We start from the raw sequence: 23,853 nt of genomic DNA, 5'->3' as shown, positions 1-23,853 counted from the left end.
GAACGGTTCTCACTGACCATCGCACGATGGCTCACTACGTCGACAATCCGACGCTCAAACCCCGGGGAAATTACACCACTCGGAGGGACGCAACCTCGCTGCTTGGGTCCACGGTGACCGACACCACTGTGCCGGCCGCAAGCGTGGTTTTGACGCAGTTCGAGGTTTGGGAGGTGTCGGGTCCGATCTTTGTGACACCAAACACGGAACTGCCTACCGGGACGGTGCCATTCACGTGGAATGTGCCGACTCCAGTTGCATCCGTCGTCAACGTTGCGGATCCGACGAGAGTGCCTGCTGGGCGGACGGGAATGCAGTCTTTCGCTGCAGATGCGTATAGGTCCACGCCTAGTACGGTGTGTGCAGCCCCGAGCACTGTTCCATCAATTGCACCGGGGACGGTGTTGGTGCTGGACAGCGCCCGCGTTATCACCGGGACTGTCGGGATCGTGCCGGTCCGTTTCTGGATGACAAGATAGGGCTTGTTGGGGGACAGGTGACTGCCGATCGACACCACGAGACCGAGTCCGTTTGGAGGGTTGTCTTCGGTGAATGCCAAGCTTGCCGGCGCTCCGGCTTCTCGGCGAGCGAAGTCGGTAACGTCCATCTCTCGAAGTCTGGTGGTGTTGTCGACCGAGGTGGTTCCCGCCCGGTAGTCCATGGATGGTCTGGTGGAAAAGGTGACGGCATTCGGGGACCATGGCTGGATTACTGCATGCGCATTGACGTCGATTTGGTTGCCGCCAGGATCAGCCACTGCTGCAGTGAAGTAGAGCTTGGCTGACTGAATGGTGGCTTGAGAGAATTGCGATAGGTCGAAGGACATGTAGGCGTACCGGTCAAAGTCGGGATAAGCGTCATTGTGTCGTACGAAGAGCTGCCAAGCTGTGCTGAGATTCGCATTCTTGAGCGACCCTCCCTGGACATACGTGGTCCCACTCGAAGGCACGGTCATGATCGTGTTGTCTGAGACGTCGATGGTGGCAGACGTGTACAGCTCCTGATTGTTATTTGTCGGAATCGAGATCGAGACTTGGGTTCGTCCAGGCTTAATGGCGGTGATGTCGCCAGCGGAATTCACGCTTGCAATCGATGGTGCCGATGACTCGTACAACCCCGGATACCCGGTCCCAGGACGTACCTGACCGTCCAACCCCGTTACCATGTATGGAAGAGTCGCCTTGGCGCCGACCTCCAGCTTCATGTCACCGGAATCGAAAGCGACTGAGTAGTGAGGGGTCTTCGCGTAGGTCAGCACGTGAGGGAGATTGTCACTGTAGATCTTCACTTCATTGATGGCCGTTGGGAAGGCCGGAGTGCCGTCGCCAAGACTCAGGATTTTGACGTACCTTGCCAGGATTGGCCCAGTCTGGAAGGACGCCCAGTGCATGAGTTTGGTCGCCTTGACCACGCCGGCATAGGACTTTGTCCAGGTGGACATGTTGGTCGAAACATGAACTTCATACTTCGACCCGGCCGCCAGCATTTGATCCCAGTTGACCTCAATATGTGACACGGTTGTCGTTCGGCCGAGGTCATACTGAAGCCATTGATTTCCTTTTGACTTCCATACTGAATATGGCCGACCGTCAATCGTGTTCAGTGACGGATTGGAGGCCGACTCTGTACTCGAGGAAACTGACGCGATCGGAATGGCTCCGGAGTGAAAATACACGGAGTAAGTCCGCGGCAGCTTGCCGGGCTCAGACACGACGGCGACCGCGCGCCCTGGGACTGCAGTTGCCTGAGTCACTTGCACAGAAGCCCCAGCTGAGGCGCTGGCGAGAAGGGACGGCGGAGTTGACAGCGTCGACGCATCAACGTCATAAGTCAGCGTCGAGGGTGAAAACCCGGCGACCGGAAGGCCCGCCAACGAGAGTCCGGTCACCGTAGGCGCCGGGCCCGGACTAGTACCCCAAGTTGAGAGTGCTTGCACCTCTGTCGCTGGCGGTATTGGAGAGCCGCGCCTGACCGGCGTGAACTGTACAGCGAGCGAGAAGTTCTGTGCATTTGACAGGTGAACTGCGAGTTTATGAGTGTCCAAGTTTGGAGCTTGCCCGGACGGCGCCGGGGAGGACTTCAACGGCTTTGCATCCATGTAGGAGAAACGCGCTCCTGACGGCGAAATAAGTCGGGCAACCATTTGCTCCCCGTCTTGCGTGAGCACCGCGGAGAGCCCGTCGGAAGCGACATTGATATCCGATTTCGTGTGCATGAACCACCACACGTCGTTGGCGTGCGACGCCTTCACCTCGTCCTGGACTAGCACTTGGCTGCGCCCATCAAAGAGACTCACTCCGCGCTTCCAGGACGTGACGTGTCCGGAGGAGGACGATGTCAGGTCAGAGATGACGCGCCCACTGTCGGGATTTGATTGCACAACGGAAAGTGTGGGGCTGACGTTCCAGTCGCTGTCGGGAGTGGACTTGGGGTTGAAAACCAAACGGTTCTGACCCTCCGGGCGCTTTCGATAGAACTGCCAGCGATTATCGGCGTTTGGCGTGAAGTACCCGGGCAATGCGTAACTATCCGCACCGAGGTCAACGGCCCAGTTGACGCCCAAGGCATCGAGAGAGAACTGCCCTGCGTCAAGATCGGAATGCCCGGTCAGGGGGCCGCGGGAGCCACGGAGTGTCGCGAAAGTCGCGTCGGAATCCGACCAGCTCGATCGAACGGCGGCAATGTCAGCTGAGGAAAATACGGAATCTTTGGGAATGGAGGTTGGCGCCGATGATTTGGCGTCCGGGTAGTACCAGATTAGACCGCGCGGCGTTACCTCGTCTGATTGAGGGCCTGTGGATCCTGTTATCGCACGACTTGAAAGTCGGTCGTCGGCGTACAGTTTCCTGAGGCCGAGCAGCGGAGTTGTTAACTTTTCATTGGACCATGCGTCACCGGTATTTGCTGCGTTCCCGCTGGGCCCGCTCAAGCTGACCGCGAAAGTCCCGGTGTTCGAAAGCCCAGGTGTTTGCAGCAGTCCCTGATCAGAGCCGGTCGCTGACAGCAAGACCGATGTGTACGTGACGAGATAGCTTGTAGCGTAAGCCCAGTACGTAATCCCTTCTTTGAACCCTCCATCAGGACTATATGAAGTGAGGCTCGCCTTCAAGCTTGTCTGAGCTCGCGCAAGCACGGCCGCAGCATTATCCGCGGTGCCGTCAGCAAACGCCAGCGCGGCTATGGCGAGCCCACTGTTGCAGACCGTGTTCCAGTTGCCAGTGTCGGTGACCCAGAACGATGCGCTGTCATAGGCGGCGATTGCCGGCGTGAACGCAAGTCTTGTGACCGCTGAGCGGAGGGTTGAGCGTTGAGATTCGGTCCAATACTCAAATAACCAATCGTAGCCGATTGCAAAAGCGTGGGACATCTCCGCCGTGTCCAAGAAATGGGTCGGATTCCAGGTGGGGAAGGATGCGGCTGCATTCAGTTCCACCCACGCTCTCTCGGCATATGTCGAGTCTCGGGTGACCTGCCACATGAATCCAAGTCGATAGACACGTTCAAGTACCGTTCGACTCGTCGTTAGCAGGTTGCCCGAGGACAGGTCATATGTTGCTGCACCTTCTCCAAGCGTGACGTCGGCTGCGGCCTTGATCTGGGCATACCACGCTGCGGCGACGTCATCGGTAGTAACAAGGCTCCTCAGTTGCGCGAACTTCGCGTCGTCGGCGAGCAGCCTGGGGTGTGAGGATTTCAGATCTGCTGGGGCCGCTGCCGCATACGCGATCCCCATGTCGTGCGCAGGAGGGATCCCGATGCCCGCTGTAAGGACCAAAAACGATAATAGGACTCTGGCGATGACATGCATGCGGATACTCCCCCGAAATCCAAGGCAAAAGAATGGTGGCTGCCCTGGGCCGGGATAGTGGGCCCCAGTAAAGAACACAATCGCCCAAAATGGCGAGCGCGCACCGCATTGACCCGACTCTAGTTCAGCATCCGAGTGATTGGAAACCTATTGCGGTGGCGGGATGCTTATCGCTGCTTCTTCTTGTTTGGGATGCGAGGTTGGGCGATGAGCCGTGTGAGCGCGAAGTCGTAGGCCTGGCACACACCCTCCCACGTGTATCGCTCCCGTGCGCGAGCGAAGAGCGCCGCGCTTTGTCGTTCTTGGAGGGTGGGGTCAGCCATCAGCGCACCAATAGCTAGAGTGATTTGGTCGGGCGTGGGCGCGCAGAAGATCCCTTGTTCGCCAAGTACCTCGCGATTGTAGGGAGTGTCTCGAGCGACGATGGGAGTGGCGGTCGCCATCGCCTGAACCAGCGTCGGATTCGTTCCGCCCACGCTGTGACCATGGAAGTAGACTCCAGCGTGCTGCCAAAGGGAAAGCAGCCTCCGGTCGTCGCTGATGTGGCCAAGCCACGTGATGCCCGCATTATTGGCTGCCAGGACCCGCGCTCGCTCGTCAATGGGACCCCCATACCCGGATGATCCGACAATAACCACCGGCCACAGCTTGCTTAGAGCGACAGAGGCTTCCAGAAACTCGGGAATCGTGTTTTCCGGGACAAATCTGGCAACTACGAGGACGTAACCGCGGTGCGCAAGACCAGGCTCAAGGGGCAATACGTCTACAACATCGCCTCCATAGGGAATGAAGTCGCCCTCCAACCCAAAGTCCTCTCGCCATCTGACCGCGATCTCGTGGGAGTCATATACCATCCTTGTGCCGAATCGGGCGGCCAGGCGGGCACCGGTGCGGAAAACGGACTTCGCAAGTCGCCCCCACTTTGCGCGCTCCCATTCAATGCCATCGACGTTAACCAGCGTCGGTATCCTCCTAAAGTGGAGGAAAGGCAGAAAATAGCCATTCGCAACATTCATGACCAATGCAACATCTGGTCGCCTGCGAGTTGCGCTTAAGCAGGCGCTGAGCCCGTAGGAAAGCGTGCTTACGGATTTAGTCTCGAATCCCCACGTCGTGACCGTCTGGATGCGGCTGTCTCTCTCCGGATCGGTTTCACTTGTCGCACCGGGGCGCCCATAGACGGTTACATCCCAGCCCTTATCGGCCAGAAATGGAGCGATCTTTCGGACAGCAGTCTCGAATCCGCCATAATAACTCGGATATCCGCGCGTTCCAATGATTACAACGGACTTTGACATTTGGCTACGAGCTTTCGGATCTATTCGGGTGCGCATCTGATTTCCGGCAGTTTGATGTGTCAACGGTTTCTTCACGGGCGACGTCGAGCGGGAATCCCGACTAAAGGGGTGCCTCTGCCGAACGCGCAATAACATCCCGCTTCACAGAATGGCCAGTTTGAATTCTACTTCAAGGGTCGTGCGGAGAATGCAGCGGCCAATGGCGCAGGTCGTAATTGGCTGTCTAGGGCATAATTCGCTTGTTAAGTACATCTGGCAGCGTCCGGATCTTTGTGGCTGGAACGCCGGCGTATAGAGAATCCGCCTCGCAGTCTTTCGTCACCACTGCGCCAGCCGCAATAATGGTGCCCGGCCCGATGGTGACCCCAGCAAGCACAGTGACGCGCGCGCCGAGCCAGGCGCCATCCCCAATCACGACAGGTGAGCTAAAGCCGTCGCCCGCTCGCTTCGAACTTGGTCCCTGGTGATGACTCGCCGTCGCGATCAGACAGCCCATGCCGAGGGCGCAGTCTCGTCCGATCCTGACTGAACCGCTGTGATTGACTACGCAACCGCGGTTGAGAAAACTGCGAGCGCCGATCGCGACCTCCCCGCTGCCGAACCACGTGACGCCGCTGGAAATGGCGCACTTCTCCACGTCGAATCCGCCCAGACGCAGGGCCAGATAGCGCGCTGCCCTGGGCAGAAGTGGGGAGGCGACGAGCCAGTTGAAATAGATGTCATGCCATAGGCCGAACCAGATTGGCTGGCGCTTTGGAGCGCTCATTCGAGAATTCCAGGGTGCCAACGCGTTGTCAGGAATGTTTCCTCGGAAACGAAAGCATACGACTGGAGTTTCTTGACGCTCCGTTCGCATCGTCGTCTCCGCGCCCCCGCAAGGACACGCGCTTGAGTTTCAACGCGTTCTTCTCTACGAGGTGCCATGAAGCGAATGCTACGGCAAGCGTGGATGCGAATACTCCTATCGTCGACCAACGCTGGCCCTCAAACCCGAACCAGAGGAATATGTTGATGACGGTCGAGTGCCACACGTATGTGCCGAAACTCAAGTCCCCGAGGTTTCGCGTGACGCGTTCCAATGACCTTGGACCTTTATAGCCAACGCAGATGGTCAGATAGGCCAAGGGAATCGAAACTAAGACAGATTTGAACGCTCCATAGATGAAAGTCGACTTTCCCAGCGTTTCGAGGAGGACGTAGGCAAGGAGGGCCAGAATGAAGGCCCACCAACGCAGAGGAATGAGCCGTCCGTACCTCGCGAGTATGATGCCAGCGGAAAAGCATCCCGCCCGCTCAATGAAGGTGTGGTGCAAGAGTGCTCGGGTGAGGTCGTTCCCTTGATTGGCAAAGTAGGCTCCACACAGGGAAATGGCGATCATAACTGACATCATCTTCCAGAAGCCAAAGCGCTTTGCGGCGAGCACGAGCAGCGGCACGATGAGGTAAAAGCTCACTTCCGCGGGAATTGTGTAGAGGGGCCCATTGAGAACTCCGGTTCCGACACCTGACCAGATGGAAGGATCAAAATTGGGCAGGAACACGAAACTGCTACCGAGCCAGACCACCATTTGGGGGTCGATCAGGGCGGTAAGCCCAATGGTGCCGAATGCAACCAAGATTAAGGGCGCAAATATCGCAAATGAGTAGATCGCAGGGGCGATTCGCAAGTACCTGTTGAGATAGAAGTCGCGCCAGCCACCAGTGCGATCCCATGTCTTTTCGGCGGACATGAAGACGAACATCCCGCTCATTATGAAGAACATAGAAACGCCATCAACGAGTTCCCAAGCTCCCCACCCAGCGTTTGTTGCCAGACTGTAGTTCGAGTGGGCGAACAGAACGGAGACAGCGGCGAAAGCCCTGAGGAAGTCAAAGGTATTTCGGGTTTCAACGGCTGCGACGTTAGTCATGGTCACGCGCGCCGCCCCCGACCTGTTGGTTTTCCCCAGGCCTCAGTGTAGTTCTTGGTGCATGGTCCGCCGCTCACTTCAACTGGTCAGGACAACTCGCGCCCGCGAACGAGAAGCCCGCGTGGTCATGGTACGAAGACTTCGGGCCGGCAAGGGGTGACCAAACCGATTGGCGGCGCAGCGGTAGGCTCGAGCGCATGGGAAAAACCACATGAAACTCTCCGTCATCGGCTGTGGTTACCTCGGCGCAGTGCATGCATCGGCGATGGCCGAACTCGGGCACGACGTGGTCGGCATCGACATCGATGCGCGCAAGATCGACCAGTTGGCAGCCGGGAAGCCGCCGTTCTACGAGCCGGGTCTTCCCGAGATCCTCACCTCGGCCATGGCCTCCGGGCGGCTCCGGTTCAGCACGGACATCGCCGACGCCGCGGGCGCGCAGGTGCACTTCATCGGCGTCGGCACACCGCAGAAGCCCGGCAGCCATGCCGCCGACCTCACCTACGTCGACGCCGCGGTGCAGTCGCTGCTGCCGTACCTCGCGCCCGGTGACCTGGTCGTCGGCAAGAGCACGGTGCCGGTGGGCACCGCCGCGCGCCTCGCGGCGGTCATCGACGCGTCCGGCAGTGGCGCCTCGCTCGCCTGGAACCCCGAGTTCCTGCGCGAAGGTTTCGCCGTGAAAGACACCATCAGCCCCGACCGTCTGGTCTACGGGGTGCCGGCCGCCGCCGCGGGGGAGCATGCCGCAGAGCTTCTGAACGAGGTCTACGCCTCCGCGATGGCGGCCCAGACGCCTGTGATCGTCACGGACTACGCCACGGCAGAACTCGTCAAGGTCGCTGCGAACGCGTTCCTGGCCACCAAGATCAGCTTCATCAACGCGATGAGCGAGATCGCCGACGTGTCCGGCGCCGACGTCACCCAGCTAGCGGATGCGATCGGCTTCGACGTGCGCATCGGCCGCAAGTTCCTCAACGCGGGGGTCGGGTTCGGCGGCGGCTGCCTGCCCAAGGACATCCGGGCGTTCACGGCCCGGGCGGAAGAGCTCGGCCGGGGCGACTCGGTCGCGTTCCTGAAAGAGGTCGACGCGATCAACCTCCGGCAGCGCCAGCGGGTCGTCGCGATGACCTTGCAGGCGCTGGACAAACCCGTCTACACGGCGAAGGTCGCCGTGCTCGGGCTCAGCTTCAAGCCGCATTCCGATGATGTGAGGGACTCGCCGGCGCTCGACGTGGCCGTGCAGCTGCGGGGGCTCGGCGCCGACGTCGTGGCGACCGATCCGCAGGGGATCGAGAACTCCCGGTTGCGGCATCCGCAACTGAGCTATTCGACCAGCATCGAGGAGACGCTGCGCGACGCCGACGCTGTGGTTCTCGTCACCGAGTGGGCCGAGTTCAAGCAGATCGACCCGGTGTGGGCGGCCTCGCTGGTGCGATCGCGCATCATCATCGACGGGCGCAACACTCTCGATGCGGCTGCCTGGCGCGCCGCCGGATGGACCTACCAGGGGCTCGGCCGGCCGTAGGCGGTGTTGCCCTGTGTGGTGCATGATCGGTATCTGCGCGACGCTCATTTTGGCCGCAGTTGTGCCTCTGTCTTGAAGCGCCTGTCTTGCTCTGGAGCCCTCACGCGCTGCTTCGGCTATTGGCTTGTTTCTCGTTCTTGGCTCATTCCTGCATCGGCGACGGCCTGTCGCAGTTGATCGTTCTCGTTCGTGAGGCGTGCGACCTGCGCGTAGAGGTCGAGGATCAAGGCCAAAGCAGCTTGCGGGTCCATTATTGTCCTTCGCTAGGAACGTGCGATGGTGGTGACGGTTCCTGCAGCTCCCCGGAATTTCAGAGCGCCCCCGTCAAAATAGAGAAGTCCCGGAGTCGTCGCACCGAATGCGATCCCAGCCTGCGCGGCCGGTCCGCAGTCGCCGACCACAACCTGCGCGCCGCGCGCCTCAAGCGCAACCAGCTTGTTGATTGTCGTGACGGTTCCCGATGACGTGACGCGGACAATGCGCGTATTCGAACTGCTGTTGATCGTGAAAAGGTTGACCGAATGCGACGGCGCTGCACGAAGGGTGAGGAGACTGTCCGTCGCATTGACACCATAGATTTCCACATTCTCCATGAAGCGCGATCGGCCACCCGCAACCCACATTGAGAACGCGTTTGTGGACTCAACTTGAGAGGGGTAAACGGCCTGAACATACATTCCATATGCCCACTTAGCAGTCCCGCCGGATGCGCCATTCTTGCGGACGGGAGCATTGACTTGAAAGGACTTTATATTGTCCACAGTTGCACCAGCCGATGTGCCGAAAAACGATGCCTCAGCGAGCAACCCGTAGACGTTTTCAATATGGGTGCCCGTGGGCGCATTCACATTCGCCTCTATCAGAGCACCGGAGAGAGCGAACAGCCCGTTGCCGTCGCCCGCATTCGGACCTGTTACCGTGAAGATGTTCGCCCCCCAGGCGAAGCGAGGGCTAGACCCTTGGTCGGCAGACCAGTCGCCGTACACCTTCGTCTGCATCGCATGGCCGATGTGGTCGTCGGGGCCGGGGTCGAGAGCGCGAAGTTCTTGCGAGCTCATGAACGGTTGGCGAGCTCGAGCTGGAATATTGCCGCTGAACGTGGCCTTCCCGGCCCATGTGTTGTCTCCTGCTAGCTTGCCGTAGCTGGGGGACAGGCTCCAATTGCTAGCGGCATAGGTTGTGCTGGAGGTGAAAGTGGAATGCGCCGTGACAATGTCTCCACTCGGTGAAACGACCTTGTCGCCCCGCCAATATGACGTGGCCGGCAGCCAGCGCGGCACGAACGTCGCAGCCAGAGTGGTCATTGAAACTGGGACGTCTGCCGCTTGGCTGGGGTCTCCGCGACCTGCGAGCTGCATGGCTGATCCACCGACGATTCCCGCAGCCGCATAGCCGGAGCGTCTCAGGAATGAGCGGCGAGACGCGCCTTGTTCTGGCAACGGCTGCGGCTTGCCCGCAAGGTCGACTTCTGGTGTCCTTCTTAGCCAATTCAGGAGTGTTCGCACAATGCTCCATCCGCTCGGGTGAGGATGACTCGATTCGTGACCACACTATGCACCCATTTCGACGATCTGATTGGCGAATGATTCCCCCCACTGTGAGGGTCACGCCATGAACCAGAGGCTCGAGAGCCGACCTGCCTCCGACCGGCCCGCCCGGGTGTGGGAGCCGGACACGGGACGAAGCGGCAGACTGAAGACTGGAGCGAGGGGGCGGCTGTGTCCATGGCTAGAAACCGCACAGTTTGGCATGGTCGCTAACGCGGCTGCCTGCCCAAGGACATCCGGGCGTTCACGGCCCGCGCCGAAGAGCTGGGCCGGGGCGACTCGGTCGCGTTCCTGAAAGAGGTCGACGCGATCAACCTCCGTCAGCGTCAGCGGGTCGTGGCGATGACCCTGCAGGCGCTGGACAAGCCCGTCTATACAGCGAAGGTGGCGGTTCTCGGGCTCAGCTTCAAGCCGCATTCCGATGATGTGAGGGACTCGCCGGCGCTCGACGTGGCCGTGCAGCTGCGGGGGCTCGGCGCCGATGTCGTGGCAACCGACCCGCAGGGGATCGAGAACTCCCGGTTGCGGCATCCGCAACTGAGCTATTCGACCAGCATCGAGGAGACGCTGCGCGACGCCGACGCTGTGGTTCTCGTCACCGAGTGGGCCGAGTTCAAGCAGATCGACCCGGTGTGGGCGGCCTCGCTGGTGCGATCGCGCATCATCATCGACGGGCGCAACACTCTCGATGCGGCTGCCTGGCGCGCCGCCGGATGGACCTACCAGGGGCTCGGCCGACCGTAGCGCACCGGCCGGGACGCCACGCGTCCGGGGGGTCTACAGGGTCGTGCTGAGGGCGACGACACAGGCGACCGCCGCGCCGGAACCTGCAACGGCAAGCAGGGTGTACTGCATCCACTTGGTGCTGCGCCCACGCCGCAGGAGTGCCTTATGGCCCATTTGTTCGGGGCGAATTTTGCTCACGAATTTCAGCCTAGCCCTGTCACCGAGGCCGAACTGACGAAAGACGACCCCCCTACAGGGGCGAAGTTGACTGCGAACATGACCGGTCAGGTGGGCGTCAATGCTGAACTGGTCGGGCGCCGTCCGGCCAGCTACGGCAGGATGCTGCTGCTGACGGCGGCCTCGGCGCCGAGGATGATGATGCGGGTGGGTTTGAGCCTGGCCAGCTCGGCCTGCACCGGGGCAGGGATGCCGTCCGGCTGCACGAGCAGCACCGGAACACCACCATTTCCGGCCACGGGCGCCGCGGACAAGGCGTCGGGGAAGTTCAACCCGTTGGCCAGGTAGACCACCGGAACGCCCGGGGCGAACCCGGCGGCGGAGATCGCCGCACTCGTCGCGAACCGGTCCGGCCCGGAGATGCGGGTGACCCCGCCGGCGGTCAGCGACGCCAGCTGCGTTGCGACGGCGGCGCTGACGGCGGCCTCCGCCCCGAGCAGCACGATGCGGCCGGGGTGCAGCCGGGCCAGCTCGGCCTGGATCGGGGACGGGATCCCGTCGGGCTGCACGAGCAGCACGGGGGCGCCGTCCCTGCCGGCCAGGGGCGCGGCCGAGAGAGCATCGGGAAAGTTCAGCCCGCTGGCGACGTACGCCACCGGCACGCCCGGGGCGAACCCGGCCGTGGAGATCGCCGCGCTCGTCGCGAACCGGTCCGGCCCCGACAAACGAGTCACCCCGCCTGCGGTCAGCGTCGCCAGCTGGGTGGCCACAGCGGCGCCGACCGCCACCTCGGAGCCGACCACGACAATGCGGCCGGGTTTCAGCCGGGTCAGTTCGGCCTGGATCGGGGCCGGGATCCCGTCGGGCTGCACGAGCAACACCGGAGCACCGTCCCGCCCGGCCACTGGGGCCGCCGACAACGCATCCGGGAAGTTCAACCCGTTGGCGATGTACGCCACCGGCACACCGGGGGAGAAGCCGGCGGCTGACACGGCCGCGCTCGTCGCGAACCGGTCCGCACCCGACAGGCGGGCACGCAGGTGACTCCACGGGCTCGCCTGATCCGTGGTGCCGGCATTCCGGATGTCGTCATCGCCGATCGTCACCGTCGGCTGCCCGCCCGCAAAGCCTGCCACGCTCGACACGAACCTCGGGGCGCCGCCGGTGATCTCGAAGACCTCGGCGCTGGGTTGCGCGGCCACGAACGTGCCGTCGGCGGGGGTGCGCCGCAGGCTCGCCCATTGCGCGTCCGAGAGAGTGATCACGGGCTGGGGCCCACCGAAGGGCGCCCACCCCGACACATAGAGGGGCGCCCCGCCGGCCAGCCGGTAGATGTCGCCCCGGTAGATCACGAACGCGCCCGAATGCAGGCCCGACCCGGCATCCTTGAAATGGATGTAGCCCGACACCGCGGAGGCGGCGTAGGTGCTCTCGTGATAGGCGCCGTCGTGGCCGGTCGGGGTGCGCCAGTTGAAGGCCTCGACCGTCACCGTGCCGCCGGCATTGACCGACTCGACCCAGGCAAGGTGGCCGTACGACCACCAGGCGATGGAGCCGACGGTGGGATTCATGTCCACGGTGTAGCCGCGGGCGAGGGCATCCGCACCCCACCCGCTGGCGTCGTCGTAGAAGGGCATTTCGAAGCCGTTCCGGGAGTGCAGGCGCCATGCGGCGAACGAGGTGCACTCGCGGTTGTACTCGCGCCAGGTGTCGAACACCGAGTCCTGTGGCACATCCCGCCACTGGGCCGGATAGTCGTCCGTGCCGGCGAAGGCCACCGGTGAGAAGACGAGGGTGGAGGCTGTCACCACGGCGAACGCCACCGCAGCCGAGACCGTGCGCTGCAACCAGACGGAGAGACGCCTCCGTGCAAGCGCGGCACCGCGCGTGTTCTGTTCCATGAGCTCCCCGTCAGGGCGCTCCGCGTCCCACGTATGTCTAACATCTCCGGCTACCGGAGACGAACCCCCATTTGTGGCGCGGAAGGAGTCCACATCCGAATCGACTAAACTCGAAGGTCGGATTTGAGGGGTGTTTTTGTGGTCGACCTGGAGCTTCAGCGCGAACAGAACTATGTGGCCACGCTGTACGCGCGGCTGGACGCGCTCCAGCGTGAGGCCGAGCAGCAGCTGACCGCTGTGCGGCGGCTGAACGTGGGCGGCAACCACCAGGCGCGCTCCGAGCGCGACACCTTCGCGCGCCTCTACGAGGACCGGATCGTGCAGCTGCGGGAGGTCGACGACCGGCTGGCGTTCGGCCGGCTGGAGACGGCATCCGACGCCGACGACGGCTCCATCTACCGCTACATCGGCCGGGTCGGGCTGCGCGACGAAGACCTGCAGCCGATCCTGCTCGACTGGCGCGTGCCGCAGGCCAGCGCGTTCTACCAGGCCACGGCCGCGACCCCGCTCGGTGCCCGTGCCCGGCGCCACCTGCTCTCCAAGGGGCGCAGCATCATCCGGATCGAGGATGAGATCCTCGACGCCGAACTGCTCGAAGGGGAGGCCGCTACCCACCACCAGGGCGAAGGTGCCCTGCTCGCCGCGCTCACCGCGCAGCGCACCGGGCACATGTCCGACATCGTGGCGACCATCCAGGCCGAGCAGGACCGCATCATCCGCTCCGACCTCAAGGGTGTGCTCGTGGTGCAGGGCGGCCCCGGCACCGGAAAGACCGCCGTGGCGCTGCACCGTGCGGCCTATCTGCTCTACACGCACCGCGACCGGCTCAAGCACTCCGGCGTGCTCATCGTGGGCCCGTCGCCGTCGTTCCTGCAGTACATCGAGGCCGTGCTCCCCTCGCTCGGCGAGACCGGGGTGGTGCTCGCCAGCGTGGGCCAGCTGTTCCCCGGCGTCGACGCGACCCACGAGGATGCCCCCGCCGTCGCCGCGCTCAAGGGCCAGACCGCCATGGCCGGAGTGATCGAGCGCGCCGTGCGTTCCCGGCAGCGCATCCCCGAACGGGACCAGCTGCTCGAGGTGAACGGCGACCGGGTGAAGCTCACCGCCGAACTGGTGGGGAAGGCCATCCACCGCGCCCAGACCAGCGGCAAGCCGCACAACGAGGCCCGGGTCACCTTCGTGAAGAACGCGCTGAACGCGCTGTCGCGGGAATGGCTGGAGACGCTCAAGGCCGGGGGCGCCTCGATGGACGAGAGCGACCTGCCCATGCTGCGGGAAGACCTGCGCTCGGCCGAGGCCGTGCGGGTTGCCCTCAACACGGCCTGGCTGCCGCTCACGCCCCAGAAACTGCTGCAGGACCTCTACGCCCGCCCGGAGTGGCTGGCCTCGCTCACCCCGCGGTTCTCGCCCGAGCAGCGGGCACTGCTGCACCGGTCGCGGAACGCCCCGTTCACCATCGCCGACGTTCCGTTGCTCGACGAGGCGGCCATGCACCTGGGCGAGTACAACGTGGTCGACGCGGCGCAGAAGCGCGAGCAGAAGGAACAACGCAAACGCGACATCGAGAACGCCGAGGCTGCCATCGCCAACATGGCGGTCAAGGGTCTCGTGAACGCCAAGTCGCTCGCCGACAACTTCGCCGAGCTGGGCGACCGGGCCACCACCGCCGAGCGCGCGGCCGTCGACCGCACCTGGACCTACGGGCACGTCGTCGTCGACGAGGCGCAGGAACTCTCGCCGATGCAGTGGCGCCTGCTGCTGCGCCGCGGCCCGCAGCGCTCGTTCACCATCGTCGGCGACATCGCCCAGGCGGCGTCGGCCGCGGCGGCCACCAGCTGGAAGGAGGCGCTCCGGCCCGTGCTCGGCTCGTCCCTCGAGGCCGAGCGGTGGCGGCTCGAAGAGCTCACCGTGAACTACCGCACCCCCAGCCAGATCGCGGAGGCGGCCGAGGCGATGGCGCTCGCGCACAACCTGCCGATCACCCCGGCCCGGTCGGTGCGGGCCAGTGACTGGCCGATCGAAACGGTGAAGGATGCCGCCGAGGCCGTGCGCCGAGACCTCGCCCTCGATGCCGGCGGCACCCTTGCGGTGATCGTGGTCGAGGCATCCCTCGCCGCCGTCAACGCCGCCCTCACCGCGGAGTTCGGCGACGCCGTCGGGCTCGGCGCGCTCGGCCTCACCCGGCCGGTGGCGCTGCTCACCCCGCAAGACGCGAAGGGGCTCGAGTTCGACGCGGTGGTCGTTGTCGACCCGAACGCGATAGTCGCCTCCTCCTCCCGGGGGGTCGGCGCGCTCTACGTGGCGCTCACCCGCGCCACCCAGCGCCTCTACCTCGTCACTGACGGCCCCCTGCCGGAGGGTCTCGCCGGCTGAACCGCCGCACGATGCGGAAGCACCCAGCGGTCGCCTGTAGAGTTTTTTCTGGCGTTGCGAATGGGTGACGCTCCGCACCGGGCCCAGTCCGGCGCACTGATCCTGCTAAAGGAACCACTAGAGATGACGTCCCTTCCCCGGCTCGTGGCCTTCGACCTCGACGACACCCTGGCCGCCTCCAAGTCCCCACTCGACCCGCGAATGGCGGCGCTGATGGTGCGCCTGCTCGGCGCCGTGGAGGTCTGCGTCATCTCCGGCGGCCAGATCGCCCAGTTCCACATGCAGCTGATCGACAACCTCGACAACGTCAGCAACGAGGCCCTCGCCGGGCTGCACCTGATGCCCACCTGCGGCACCCAGTACTACCGCCACATCGAGGGTGTCTGGACGCAGATCTACGCCGAGCTCCTCACCGACACGGAGAAGGCCAGCGCGCTGTCCGCCGTCGAGGCGACCGCCCGTGAGCTCGGCTACTGGGAGAGCGACACCTGGGGCCCGATCCTCGAGGACCGCGGCTCGCAGATCACCTTCTCCGCGCTCGGCCAGGCCGCCCCGGTCGCAGCGAAGAGCGCCTGGGACCCGAGCGGGGAGAAGAAGAACGCCCTCCGCGAGGCGGTGCAGGCGCGCCTCCCCGAGCTCGAGGTGCGGTCGGGCGGCTCGACCTCGGTCGACATCACCCGCCGCGGCATCGACAAGGCCTACGGCATGAACAAGCTCGCCACGCTCACCGGCGTCTCCCTGGCGGAGATGCTCTTCGTCGGAGACCGCCTCGACGAGCACGGCAACGACTACCCGGTGAAGGTGCTCGGGGTCGAGTGCTTCGCCGTGGGCGGCTGGGAAGACACCGCCGCGTTCCTGGAGACCCTGATCCCGCGGCTCGAGGCCGGCGTGGCCTGAGTAGGCCGATACAACTTCATGCATTAGCGTTCCTCAGGTGACTGAATCTAGCGACGACCGCTCCGGCAAGCCCAAGAGCCGAAAATCCAGCGGCGAGGCCGCGACCGAAGGCTCGGCTGCCGGGGTCGCGCCCGTTCGCCACCGACGGATGAAGCGTCGCACCCGTCGCATCCTCGTCACCCTGTCCGTGGTCGTCGGCGTCCTGCTCGTGCTCGGCGCCGCAGCCGGCTGGGTCGGTTCACGGGCGCTCACCGCCAAGTCGGAACTCGAGAAGGCGCAGACCCTGGTCGGCACCCTCAAGACCCAGGGTGCCGCGATGGATTTCGCGGGCCTGGGCACAACGTCCACCAAGCTGACCGCGGCAACGAGCAAGGCCGTCGACCAGACCCACGACCCCCTGTGGCGTGCCGCCGAGATCGTTCCGGTAGCCGGACCGAACCTCGCCGCAGTGCGCCAGATGGCCGAATCCGTTGACGCCGTCGCCCAGCACGCGCTCGCCCCCGTGGCCTCCATCGCCTCCACGCTCAGCCCCGCATCCTTGAAGCCGGTCGACGGCAAGGTCGACCTCAAGCCGTTGATCGACCTGAACACGGCCCTCGGCCAGGCAAGCACGACGCTCACCGGCGAAGCAAAGTCCGTCTCGAAGATCAACCTGGACGGCACGATCGGCCAGGTCGACTCGGCCGGCGTCAAACTCTCCACCATGCTCACCAGCGCGGCCACCATGGTGAGCGATGTGCATTCGATCACCGCCGTCGCCCCGGCCATGCTGGGAGCTTCGGGCCCGCGCACATACCTGCTGATGTTCCAGAACCTCGCCGAGACGACCGCGCTCGGCGGAACCTCCGCTGCCCTGACCGAGGTCACGGTGAACGACGGCGCCATCGCGATCGGCCGGCAGGCGTCGAGCCAGAGCTTCAAGACGGATGACACGAGTCCCGTCCTGGCCGTCGACCCGACCCTTGCCTCCCTGTACACCCCGCTGATCTACACCAGGCTGAACCTGGCGACCAGCCGCCCCGATTTCCCCACGGCGGCCCTCATCACCGATGCTTTCTGGAAACGGGACATCGGCGGCGCCCCGGTCGACGGCATCATCTCCATCGACCCGGCTGCCCTCGCGCACATCCTCGGCGCGACCGGCCCGATCGCCATGAGCACCGGCGACCAGCTCTCGAGCGAGAACGCGGTGTCGCTCCTGCTCAACGAGATCTACTTCCGCTATCAGGGCGAAGACGGCCCGAACCAGACCGACGCGTTCTTCGGTGAGGCCGCGAAATCTATCTTCGGTGCCCTGATGGGGTCAGGGGCAGACCCCAAGGAACTGCTCAAGTCGGTCATGCAGGGTGTGGACGAACACCGGATCATGGCCTGGAGCTCGCATCCCGAGGAGCAGGCGATTCTCGCCGATTCCGCGCTGTCCGGGATCCTGCCGACGACGAACGAGAAGTCGACGACCACGGGCGTGTACTTCCGCGACACCTCCACCTCGAAGATGGACTACTACCTCGAGACGGCGGCGAAACTGACCACGGATGTCTGCACGTCGAAGACTCCCACCTTCACCGCGACGGTCGACCTGCACTCGAAGATCACCAAGGCCGAAGCCGCAGAGCTGCCGTCCTACGTGGCCAGCGGGTACTGGAAGGGCAAGCAGTTCCGCACCCAGGTCTTCGTCTACGGCCCTCCCGGAACGACCCTCGCCTCGACGGTGGTGAATGTCGCCGGGGTGTCCACCGGCCTGGTCGGCACCACGGACGACCTGGGGCGCCCCGTGGCCATGTTCGAGGCGGTGCTGGCTCCCGGCGAATCGAGCACGGTAACCGTGGCCTTCAGCGGGGCAGCGGGCACCTACGCGGCTCCGGAGCTGCGCACGACCCCGATGCTCAACCCCACAGTCGTGACCGTCGACGCGGCCGGCTGCGCCCCTAAGAAGTAGGACAGCCGGGTCAGGCCGGCTGAGCCGGGCCCGCCGCTCCTCAGGCGCCGCGCCTGAGTCGCCTCGTTCAGTCGAGGGTGGCGACGAAGTCGTGCAGCCAGGGGCGGAGGTCGGGGCCGAGGTCGTCGCGGTCCACGGCGAGCTGCACGATGGCCTTGATGTAGTCGAGGCGGTCGCCGGTGTCGTAGCGGCGGCCGCGGAAGATGACGCCGTAGACGCCGCCGGTGGTCTCCGGGGTTTCGGCCATCTCCTGCAGGGCGTCGGTGAGCTGGATCTCGTTGCCCTTGCCCGGCGCGGTGTGCTCGAGCACGTCGAACACCTCGGGGCGGAGCACGTACCGGCCGATGATAGCCAGGTTCGACGGGGCATCCTCCGCGGCCGGCTTCTCGACCAGGCCGGTCACCCGCACCACGTCGGGGTCATCGGTGGGCTCGACCGCGGCCGCACCGTAAAGGTGGATCTGCGACGGGTCCACCTCCATCAACGCGATGATGCTCGCGTTGCGGTTGCCCTGCTCGGTGAGCATCTTGGAGAGCAACGGGTCGCGGGCGTCGATGATGTCGTCGCCGAGCAGCACCGCGAACGGCTGATCTCCCACGTGCATCCTCGCGCGGAGCACCGCATGGCCCAGGCCCAGCGGGTCACCCTGGCGCACATAGTGCATGTCAGCCAGATCGGTGGCGTGGTTGACCTTGGCCAGCCGGCTCTGGTCGCCCTTCTGCTCCAGGATCGCCTCGAGCTCGGTCATCCGGTCGAAGTGGTTCTCCAGGGCGTTCTTGTTGCGGCCGGTGATCATCAGCACATCGGTCAGGCCCGCATCCACGGCCTCCTCGACCACGTACTGGATCGCCGGCTTGTCAACGACGGGCAGCATCTCCTTCGGCATCGCCTTGGTCGCCGGCAGGAAGCGAGTCCCCAGCCCGGCAGCGGGAATGACGGCCTTCGTAATACGTGTGCTCATGAGATCAGCCTAAACGCCGTCGGTTGCGGGCCGGTCCCGTGCCGGAAGCGCTGCGCGGCCGACCCCGTTTCTGCCCCCCTATTGGGTGCCAACCGGGCCATTCCCTCCATCGAGGCCCGGGTTTATGGTGAGTGGACCGTTTACCCGAGCGGCACAGCTGGAGGCAACCCGATGCCGCAAACGCGCCCATTCCCTACCCGCCCGCGACCCGACGCATTGCCTTCCCGGCCTCATCTGAGCGTGGTGACACCATGACGAGCGTCGGCGGCTGGCATCCGCCGAGCGTGGCGTGGCGAATCACGTCCATTGCCCTCGTCGTCGGTCTGGCCGCGGTGTACAGCGTCGCCAGCATCAGCGACCTGGTGACCAATCGCATCCTCGGCACCCAGTTGAACCAGGTGACGGAGGTCTTCCCCGCCGACGAGACCCGCCCGCCGGAAACGGTCGGGTCCGCGGCCTCCGCCCAGAACCTCCTGCTTCTCGGGTCGGACAGCTGGAATGCCGTGAACGGAACGCTTGAGAACGTCAGCGGTCAGCGCTCCGACACGATCATGGTCCTGCACATCCCCGCAGACCGGAAGAACATCTACGTCATGTCGATCCTGCGTGACAGCTGGATCATCCTGCCCGGGCGGGAACCGGAGAAGGTGAACGCCGCGCTGTCGTTCGGCGGGGTGCCGTTGGCCGTGCAGTCAGTCGAGAGCCTCATCGGCACCCGGATCGACCATGTCGCCCTGGTGGACTATGCGGGGTTCGCCGGCCTGGCGGATGCCGTGGGAGGCATCGACATCGACAATCCCACCGCATTCTCCTCCACCGCCACCGGCCACTACTACCCGGCGGGTGCCCAGCATCTCGACGGCACGGAGACGTTGGCGTTCGCCCGGGAATGGGCGGCGCTGCCCGACGGCGACTTCGAGCGGGTGCGAAACCAGCAACTCGTGATGAAGGCCGTACTCGGCAAGGCGATGACCCGGGAGACCCTCGTCGACCCGGTCCGGATCGCCGCGCTGCTCGGCGCGGTGAAGGAGTACGTCGCCGTGGATGACGGGCTGGACCTGCCCTACCTGACCGGGCTCGCGAGGGAACTGCGCGGCATCCGTGCCCATGACTTCACGTTCTTCACCGCGCCGACCACCGGAATCGGCACCTCTGCAGACGGCCAGTCGATCGTGAACCTCGACTGGGACAAGCTCGCGGAGGTGCAACGGGCCTTCCAGACCGACACCCTCGACGGCTACCAACCCGTCTTCCAGACCATGCAGTGACGGTTCAGCCAGGCAATCTAGCACGCAATCGCCCGGCTGAACGGGGGGTCGCCGCCCGCTTCCACCGGCGGCTAAGTTGGGGCACCTCGAAACCAGGCGGCCCGGGGACCCTCCTGAAGAACACTTTCCTGCTCCACCCAAGCGAATCGTTTGCGTCATAGGAAGGCATGTGCAATGAGTACCTCAACGAAGAAGTATCCTCGTCCGCACCGAATGACCGGAGCGGCCCTCGCCCTCGGTCTCGGCCTGTTCAGCGTGTTCCCGATCGCCTCCAGTGCGGTCGCCGCCGCGCTGCCCGGAACGATCACCGGTACGGTCACCGCCGAGGACGCCTCGGCGGCGCCCTACGCCGAGGCCTGGGTCTCTGACGGGGCCGGCAACTGGTCCCCGGCCAGCGCGCAGGTTGCCGTCGACACCTCCGGCCACTACAGCATCCCGAATCTCGCGCCGGGGTCCTATCGTGTGGGCTTCGGGGACTCGTCTCCGACGCCGGCCGTTTCTCCGGAGTACTACAGCGACCAGCTCTCTGTCGATAACGGCCTCGACATCGCCGTCGCCGACGGGGCCACCGTCACCGGCATCGATGCCGTTCTCACCTATGCCGGGCCGGTCCCGACGACACGCCTGGCTGGTCCCACCCGCATTGAGACTGCGGTCGAGGTATCGAAGTTCGCCAGGTCTGCCGCCTTCGACCCTGGGTCAGGGGTGGTGTACGTCGCCAACGCGCTGAACTTCCCGGATGCCCTCAGTGCCGCCCCTGCTGCGGCCCTGCTGGGCGGGCCGCTGCTGCTGACCCCGCCCGACGTATTGCCCGCCGTGGTCAGCGATGAGATTCTGCGCCTGGCCCCCAGCCGCATCGTCGTGGTCGGCAGCACCACAGTCGTGTCTGCCGGCGTCTACGACGCACTGGCCGCGTTGATCCCTGACGGCACCATCGAACGCCAGGGTGGTGCAGACAGGTACGAGACGTCCCGGATCGTGACAGAGAAGGCTTTCGGCATATCCGCACCCGCGGCATCCGCCCGCGCGAACGGGGTGGCGGCGCTCGTGCCGACTGCCCAGGCCGTCTTCATCTCCAGCGGCCAGAACTACCCCGACGCCCTCTCGGCGTCGGCCGCCGCCGGGTACTACTACGCGCCGGTACTCCTGCTCAACGGGAAAGAGGCCGCAGCCGACCCGGTGACGATCGCTCTCCTGCACAGCCTGAATGCGACTGAGATCTTCCTCACCGGGGATGCCAGCGTGGTGTCAGCGGGAATTGAAACCTCCCTGGTCAACGAGGGTTTCCCCGTGCAACGCCTGGCCGGGTCGGATCGTTACAAGACCTCTGTCGCGATCAACGCGCTGATCCCCCAGAGCGGCCGGGTGTACCTCACCACCGGCGCGGGCTTCGCTGACGGCCTCGCCGGCGGCGCGGTGGCCGGCTGGGAAGGCGCAGCGCTCTACGTGATTCCCGGCACCTGCGTCCCCGTCGACGTGCTCAAGGAAATCGCGCGGCTGGGCGCAACCGAGATCGTCGTGCTCGGAAGCACCGCGGTGATGAGCGCCGAGGTGGCGAGCCTCACCCACTGCTGATCTGGTGACCTCGAAGGGTCCGGCAGCGGCGATTCACGCCGCCGCCGGACCCTTCCGTCGTCTCTGACGACCGATTCCCACCGGCGCCCATGATTTCGGGGGCACCGGGTTTGGGGGCGGGCTGGGCTCCGATTCCCCGACGGCCCGGTCGCGGGTGACCATAAAGTGAGAACGGGGGATTACCTCCGCGCGGGCGAAGGCCGAATTGAGCCGATGCCGTGCCGGACGAATTGAGAAACTCTTGGGGACCATACTTCGCCGCATCCGGGATCGCAGCTTCATGCTGTCGGTCATCGTCGCTGCAGGGCTCGCGTTCGGGATGCCGGCAGTCGCGCCGGCCAACGCCGTCGACACCCCCGACCCGGCGACGGCATCGATCAGCGGAACGATCCGTGGCGCCGCAGACGGGGGCGGCACGACCGTGCTCCCGGGGGGAATCGCCTATGCCCACCTGTATGAAGTCGTCGGCGGTGTGTTCTCCGAGCACGCGATCCTCCAGGTTCCGGACTCCGGAGACTTCACCTTCGGCTACCTGCTGCCCGGCACCTACACGGTGTCCGTGACGAGCGACAACACCCAGACCGACTGGAACGGGATCCCCGTGAACGGCGTCCCCGGCCTCGGCACCCTGCCGACCTACACGCTGGCGACAGGGGAGGCGCATGCGGCCGGCGCGCTCGTGCTGCCATTGCGCCCGTCCGTCTCAGGAATCGTCTACGGCCTGTCGCCGACCGGGAAGATCCCGCTGAAGGGAGCCCTGGTCGAGACGCAGGGTCTGATGAGCTACCGGCAGGCGGTCACCGACGAAACCGGCCGTTACACGCTCAAGCACGTCGCCTCCGGTGACGTCACGCTGCGGGCTCACTACACGGACGCGTCGTCCGCCATCTCCTTCCAGAACGGAGAGTCGGCCGTCATTCCCGCCGGGACCGAGAGCCTCGACAACGTCGACATCACCCTGAAGGCGGGCAGCGCCATCAACGGCACCCTGACCAAGCGAGTCGGCGGTGTGGTCACCGCCGCGACAGGACTCGACGTGGCCGTCTACGACGCGCTCACCGGAGCCAACGTCGGCTGGGGACACAGCGATTCGAATGGCAGGTACTCGGCACCGGCACCGCGTGCGGGCGCCTACAAGGTGAGCTTCGGGGTCTACGCGTCGTCGACCGGGCTCATCCCCGAGTACTTCGACAATGCCTCGGACCTTGCTTCGGCGAAAACCATTCCCGTGGCCGGCGAGACCACGGTCCTCGGCATCGATGCGGAACTCAGCGACGTCGCGGTCGTGCCGCCGGTTGTGACCGATCCTCCGGTCGACCCGACAAATCCTCCGGTCGACCCAGGCAAGCCGACGAACACGACGGCGGATTCCACGTCGAAGATTGAAATCGGAGGCATGATCGCTGTGTCCGGCGACGGTTTCCAGCCGTTCGAAAAGGTGAAGATCTGGCTGCACTCTGAGCCCGTCCTCCTCGGGACGCTCACTGCCGACGCCCAGGGGCACATCAGGGGCAGCCTGGCCATCCCCGCCGACACCCCGGCGGGCACCCACCACCTGGTGATGGTCGACTCATCCAGTGTCTCCGTCGTCTCCGGCAGCATCGCCATCAGCGCGCCGGCTGCGGCAACGCCTATCACCCCGTCGAGCACCACGACGGCTACGCCCACCGCGTCGAGCACAACGGCGACGGCGGTGGTGAAGAAGTCGGTGAAGCCGGCCTCGGTGCTGGCCTCGACCGGCACGGATGTCTCCGGCGCCTGGTTCGGCATCGCCTTCCTGCTCCTCGGTGGGCTGGCACTCACCGTCGGGGCCCGTGCGCGCCAGCGATCGGATCTGAAGTCCAACTAGCATCCACCTCGCCGGCTCGCCAGCCCGCTCGCACGAACCGGCCCACGGGAACCGGGCGGGCAGCTCGGCCGGCCGGCTCGCCCAGGGGCGCGCAGGCAG

Annotated in this window: 17 protein-coding genes; 8 read left to right on the top strand and 9 right to left on the bottom strand. The window is 64.8% G+C overall.

Going from position 1 to position 23,853, the window contains the following annotated elements; genetic code table 11:
- Positions 1–70: 70 nt before the first annotated feature.
- From IWX89_RS10480 to IWX89_RS10465, 4 genes are all read right to left on the bottom strand, one after another.
- Complete coding sequence (locus IWX89_RS10480) at positions 71–3,808, bottom strand: DNRLRE domain-containing protein (protein WP_196903498.1); 3,738 nt, start codon at positions 3,806–3,808, stop codon at positions 71–73.
- Positions 3,809–3,975: 167 nt separating this feature from the next.
- Positions 3,976–5,106, bottom strand: coding sequence for a glycosyltransferase (locus IWX89_RS10475; protein WP_231383129.1), 1,131 nt, complete (start codon positions 5,104–5,106; stop codon positions 3,976–3,978).
- Positions 5,107–5,329: 223 nt separating this feature from the next.
- Positions 5,330–5,872, bottom strand: coding sequence for a DapH/DapD/GlmU-related protein (locus IWX89_RS10470; RefSeq protein ID WP_196903496.1), 543 nt, complete (start codon positions 5,870–5,872; stop codon positions 5,330–5,332).
- Positions 5,873–5,900: 28 nt separating this feature from the next.
- Positions 5,901–7,016: an acyltransferase gene (locus tag IWX89_RS10465; protein ID WP_231383160.1), complete on the bottom strand. Its 1,116-nt coding sequence runs from the start codon at positions 7,014–7,016 to the stop codon at positions 5,901–5,903.
- Positions 7,017–7,227: 211 nt separating this feature from the next.
- Here IWX89_RS10465 and IWX89_RS10460 point away from each other — a divergent pair, with 211 nt between their 5' ends.
- A complete protein-coding gene (locus tag IWX89_RS10460; RefSeq protein WP_196903494.1) occupies positions 7,228–8,541 on the top strand; it encodes a UDP-glucose/GDP-mannose dehydrogenase family protein in 1,314 nt (437 codons plus the stop codon).
- Between the two features lie 116 nt (positions 8,542–8,657).
- Here the strand turns inward: IWX89_RS10460 and IWX89_RS18820 are convergent, their stop codons facing one another.
- Together IWX89_RS18820 and IWX89_RS10455 are read right to left on the bottom strand one after the other, a co-directional pair.
- Positions 8,658–8,792, bottom strand: coding sequence for a hypothetical protein (locus tag IWX89_RS18820; RefSeq protein ID WP_255548569.1), 135 nt, complete (start codon positions 8,790–8,792; stop codon positions 8,658–8,660).
- A gap of 12 nt (positions 8,793–8,804) precedes the next feature.
- A complete protein-coding gene (locus IWX89_RS10455; RefSeq protein ID WP_196903493.1) occupies positions 8,805–9,845 on the bottom strand; it encodes a hypothetical protein in 1,041 nt (346 codons plus the stop codon).
- Between the two features lie 585 nt (positions 9,846–10,430).
- Here IWX89_RS10455 and IWX89_RS10450 point away from each other — a divergent pair.
- Complete coding sequence (locus IWX89_RS10450; RefSeq protein WP_307836508.1) at positions 10,431–10,832, top strand: UDP binding domain-containing protein; 402 nt, start codon at positions 10,431–10,433, stop codon at positions 10,830–10,832.
- Between the two features lie 33 nt (positions 10,833–10,865).
- On the opposite strand, the gene IWX89_RS10445 is transcribed toward IWX89_RS10450, so the two are convergent.
- On the bottom strand, positions 10,866–11,012 hold the full coding sequence (locus IWX89_RS10445) for a hypothetical protein (protein WP_196903492.1): 147 nt from the start codon (positions 11,010–11,012) through the stop codon (positions 10,866–10,868).
- 131 nt (positions 11,013–11,143) lie between these two features.
- Positions 11,144–12,892 (bottom strand): cell wall-binding repeat-containing protein, encoded by a 1,749-nt coding sequence (locus IWX89_RS10440; RefSeq protein ID WP_196903491.1) that lies wholly within the window; start codon positions 12,890–12,892, stop codon positions 11,144–11,146.
- Positions 12,893–13,030: 138 nt separating this feature from the next.
- Here IWX89_RS10440 and IWX89_RS10435 point away from each other — a divergent pair, with 138 nt between their 5' ends.
- The 3 genes from IWX89_RS10435 to IWX89_RS19025 all read left to right on the top strand — a co-directional run bounded on the left by IWX89_RS10435 (position 13,031) and on the right by IWX89_RS19025 (position 18,101).
- On the top strand, positions 13,031–15,265 hold the full coding sequence (locus IWX89_RS10435) for a UvrD-helicase domain-containing protein (RefSeq protein WP_196903490.1): 2,235 nt from the start codon (positions 13,031–13,033) through the stop codon (positions 15,263–15,265).
- Positions 15,266–15,388: 123 nt separating this feature from the next.
- Positions 15,389–16,162 carry an HAD-IIB family hydrolase gene (locus IWX89_RS10430; RefSeq protein ID WP_196903489.1) on the top strand — a complete coding sequence of 258 codons (774 nt, stop codon included), beginning with the start codon at positions 15,389–15,391 and terminating at the stop codon, positions 16,160–16,162.
- A 37-nt stretch (positions 16,163–16,199) separates the two neighbouring features.
- Positions 16,200–18,101 carry a DUF4012 domain-containing protein gene (locus IWX89_RS19025; RefSeq protein ID WP_196903488.1) on the top strand — a complete coding sequence of 634 codons (1,902 nt, stop codon included), beginning with the start codon at positions 16,200–16,202 and terminating at the stop codon, positions 18,099–18,101.
- Between the two features lie 67 nt (positions 18,102–18,168).
- Here IWX89_RS19025 and galU read toward each other — a convergent pair whose 3' ends face one another.
- Positions 18,169–19,062, bottom strand: a complete 894-nt coding sequence (gene galU, locus IWX89_RS10420) for a UTP--glucose-1-phosphate uridylyltransferase GalU (protein ID WP_196903487.1) — start codon at positions 19,060–19,062, stop codon at positions 18,169–18,171.
- 251 nt (positions 19,063–19,313) lie between these two features.
- On the opposite strand from galU, the gene IWX89_RS10415 reads away from it, so the two are divergent.
- The 3 genes from IWX89_RS10415 (at position 19,314) to IWX89_RS10405 (ending at position 23,754) form a co-directional block, all read left to right on the top strand.
- Positions 19,314–20,330 carry an LCP family protein gene (locus IWX89_RS10415; protein ID WP_196903486.1) on the top strand — a complete coding sequence of 339 codons (1,017 nt, stop codon included), beginning with the start codon at positions 19,314–19,316 and terminating at the stop codon, positions 20,328–20,330.
- 174 nt (positions 20,331–20,504) lie between these two features.
- Positions 20,505–21,905 carry a cell wall-binding repeat-containing protein gene (locus IWX89_RS10410; protein WP_196903485.1) on the top strand — a complete coding sequence of 467 codons (1,401 nt, stop codon included), beginning with the start codon at positions 20,505–20,507 and terminating at the stop codon, positions 21,903–21,905.
- Positions 21,906–22,146: 241 nt separating this feature from the next.
- Positions 22,147–23,754 carry a hypothetical protein gene (locus IWX89_RS10405; RefSeq protein WP_196903484.1) on the top strand — a complete coding sequence of 536 codons (1,608 nt, stop codon included), beginning with the start codon at positions 22,147–22,149 and terminating at the stop codon, positions 23,752–23,754.
- The last annotated feature ends 99 nt before the right edge of the window (positions 23,755–23,853 follow it).

It is taken from the genome of Cryobacterium sp. MP_M3 (genome assembly GCF_015752155.1).
Taxonomy (GTDB): Bacteria; Actinomycetota; Actinomycetes; order Actinomycetales; family Microbacteriaceae; genus Cryobacterium.
The sequence above is the reverse complement of the archived record's forward strand: the minus strand, read 5'-3'. Positions and strand labels throughout refer to the sequence as shown.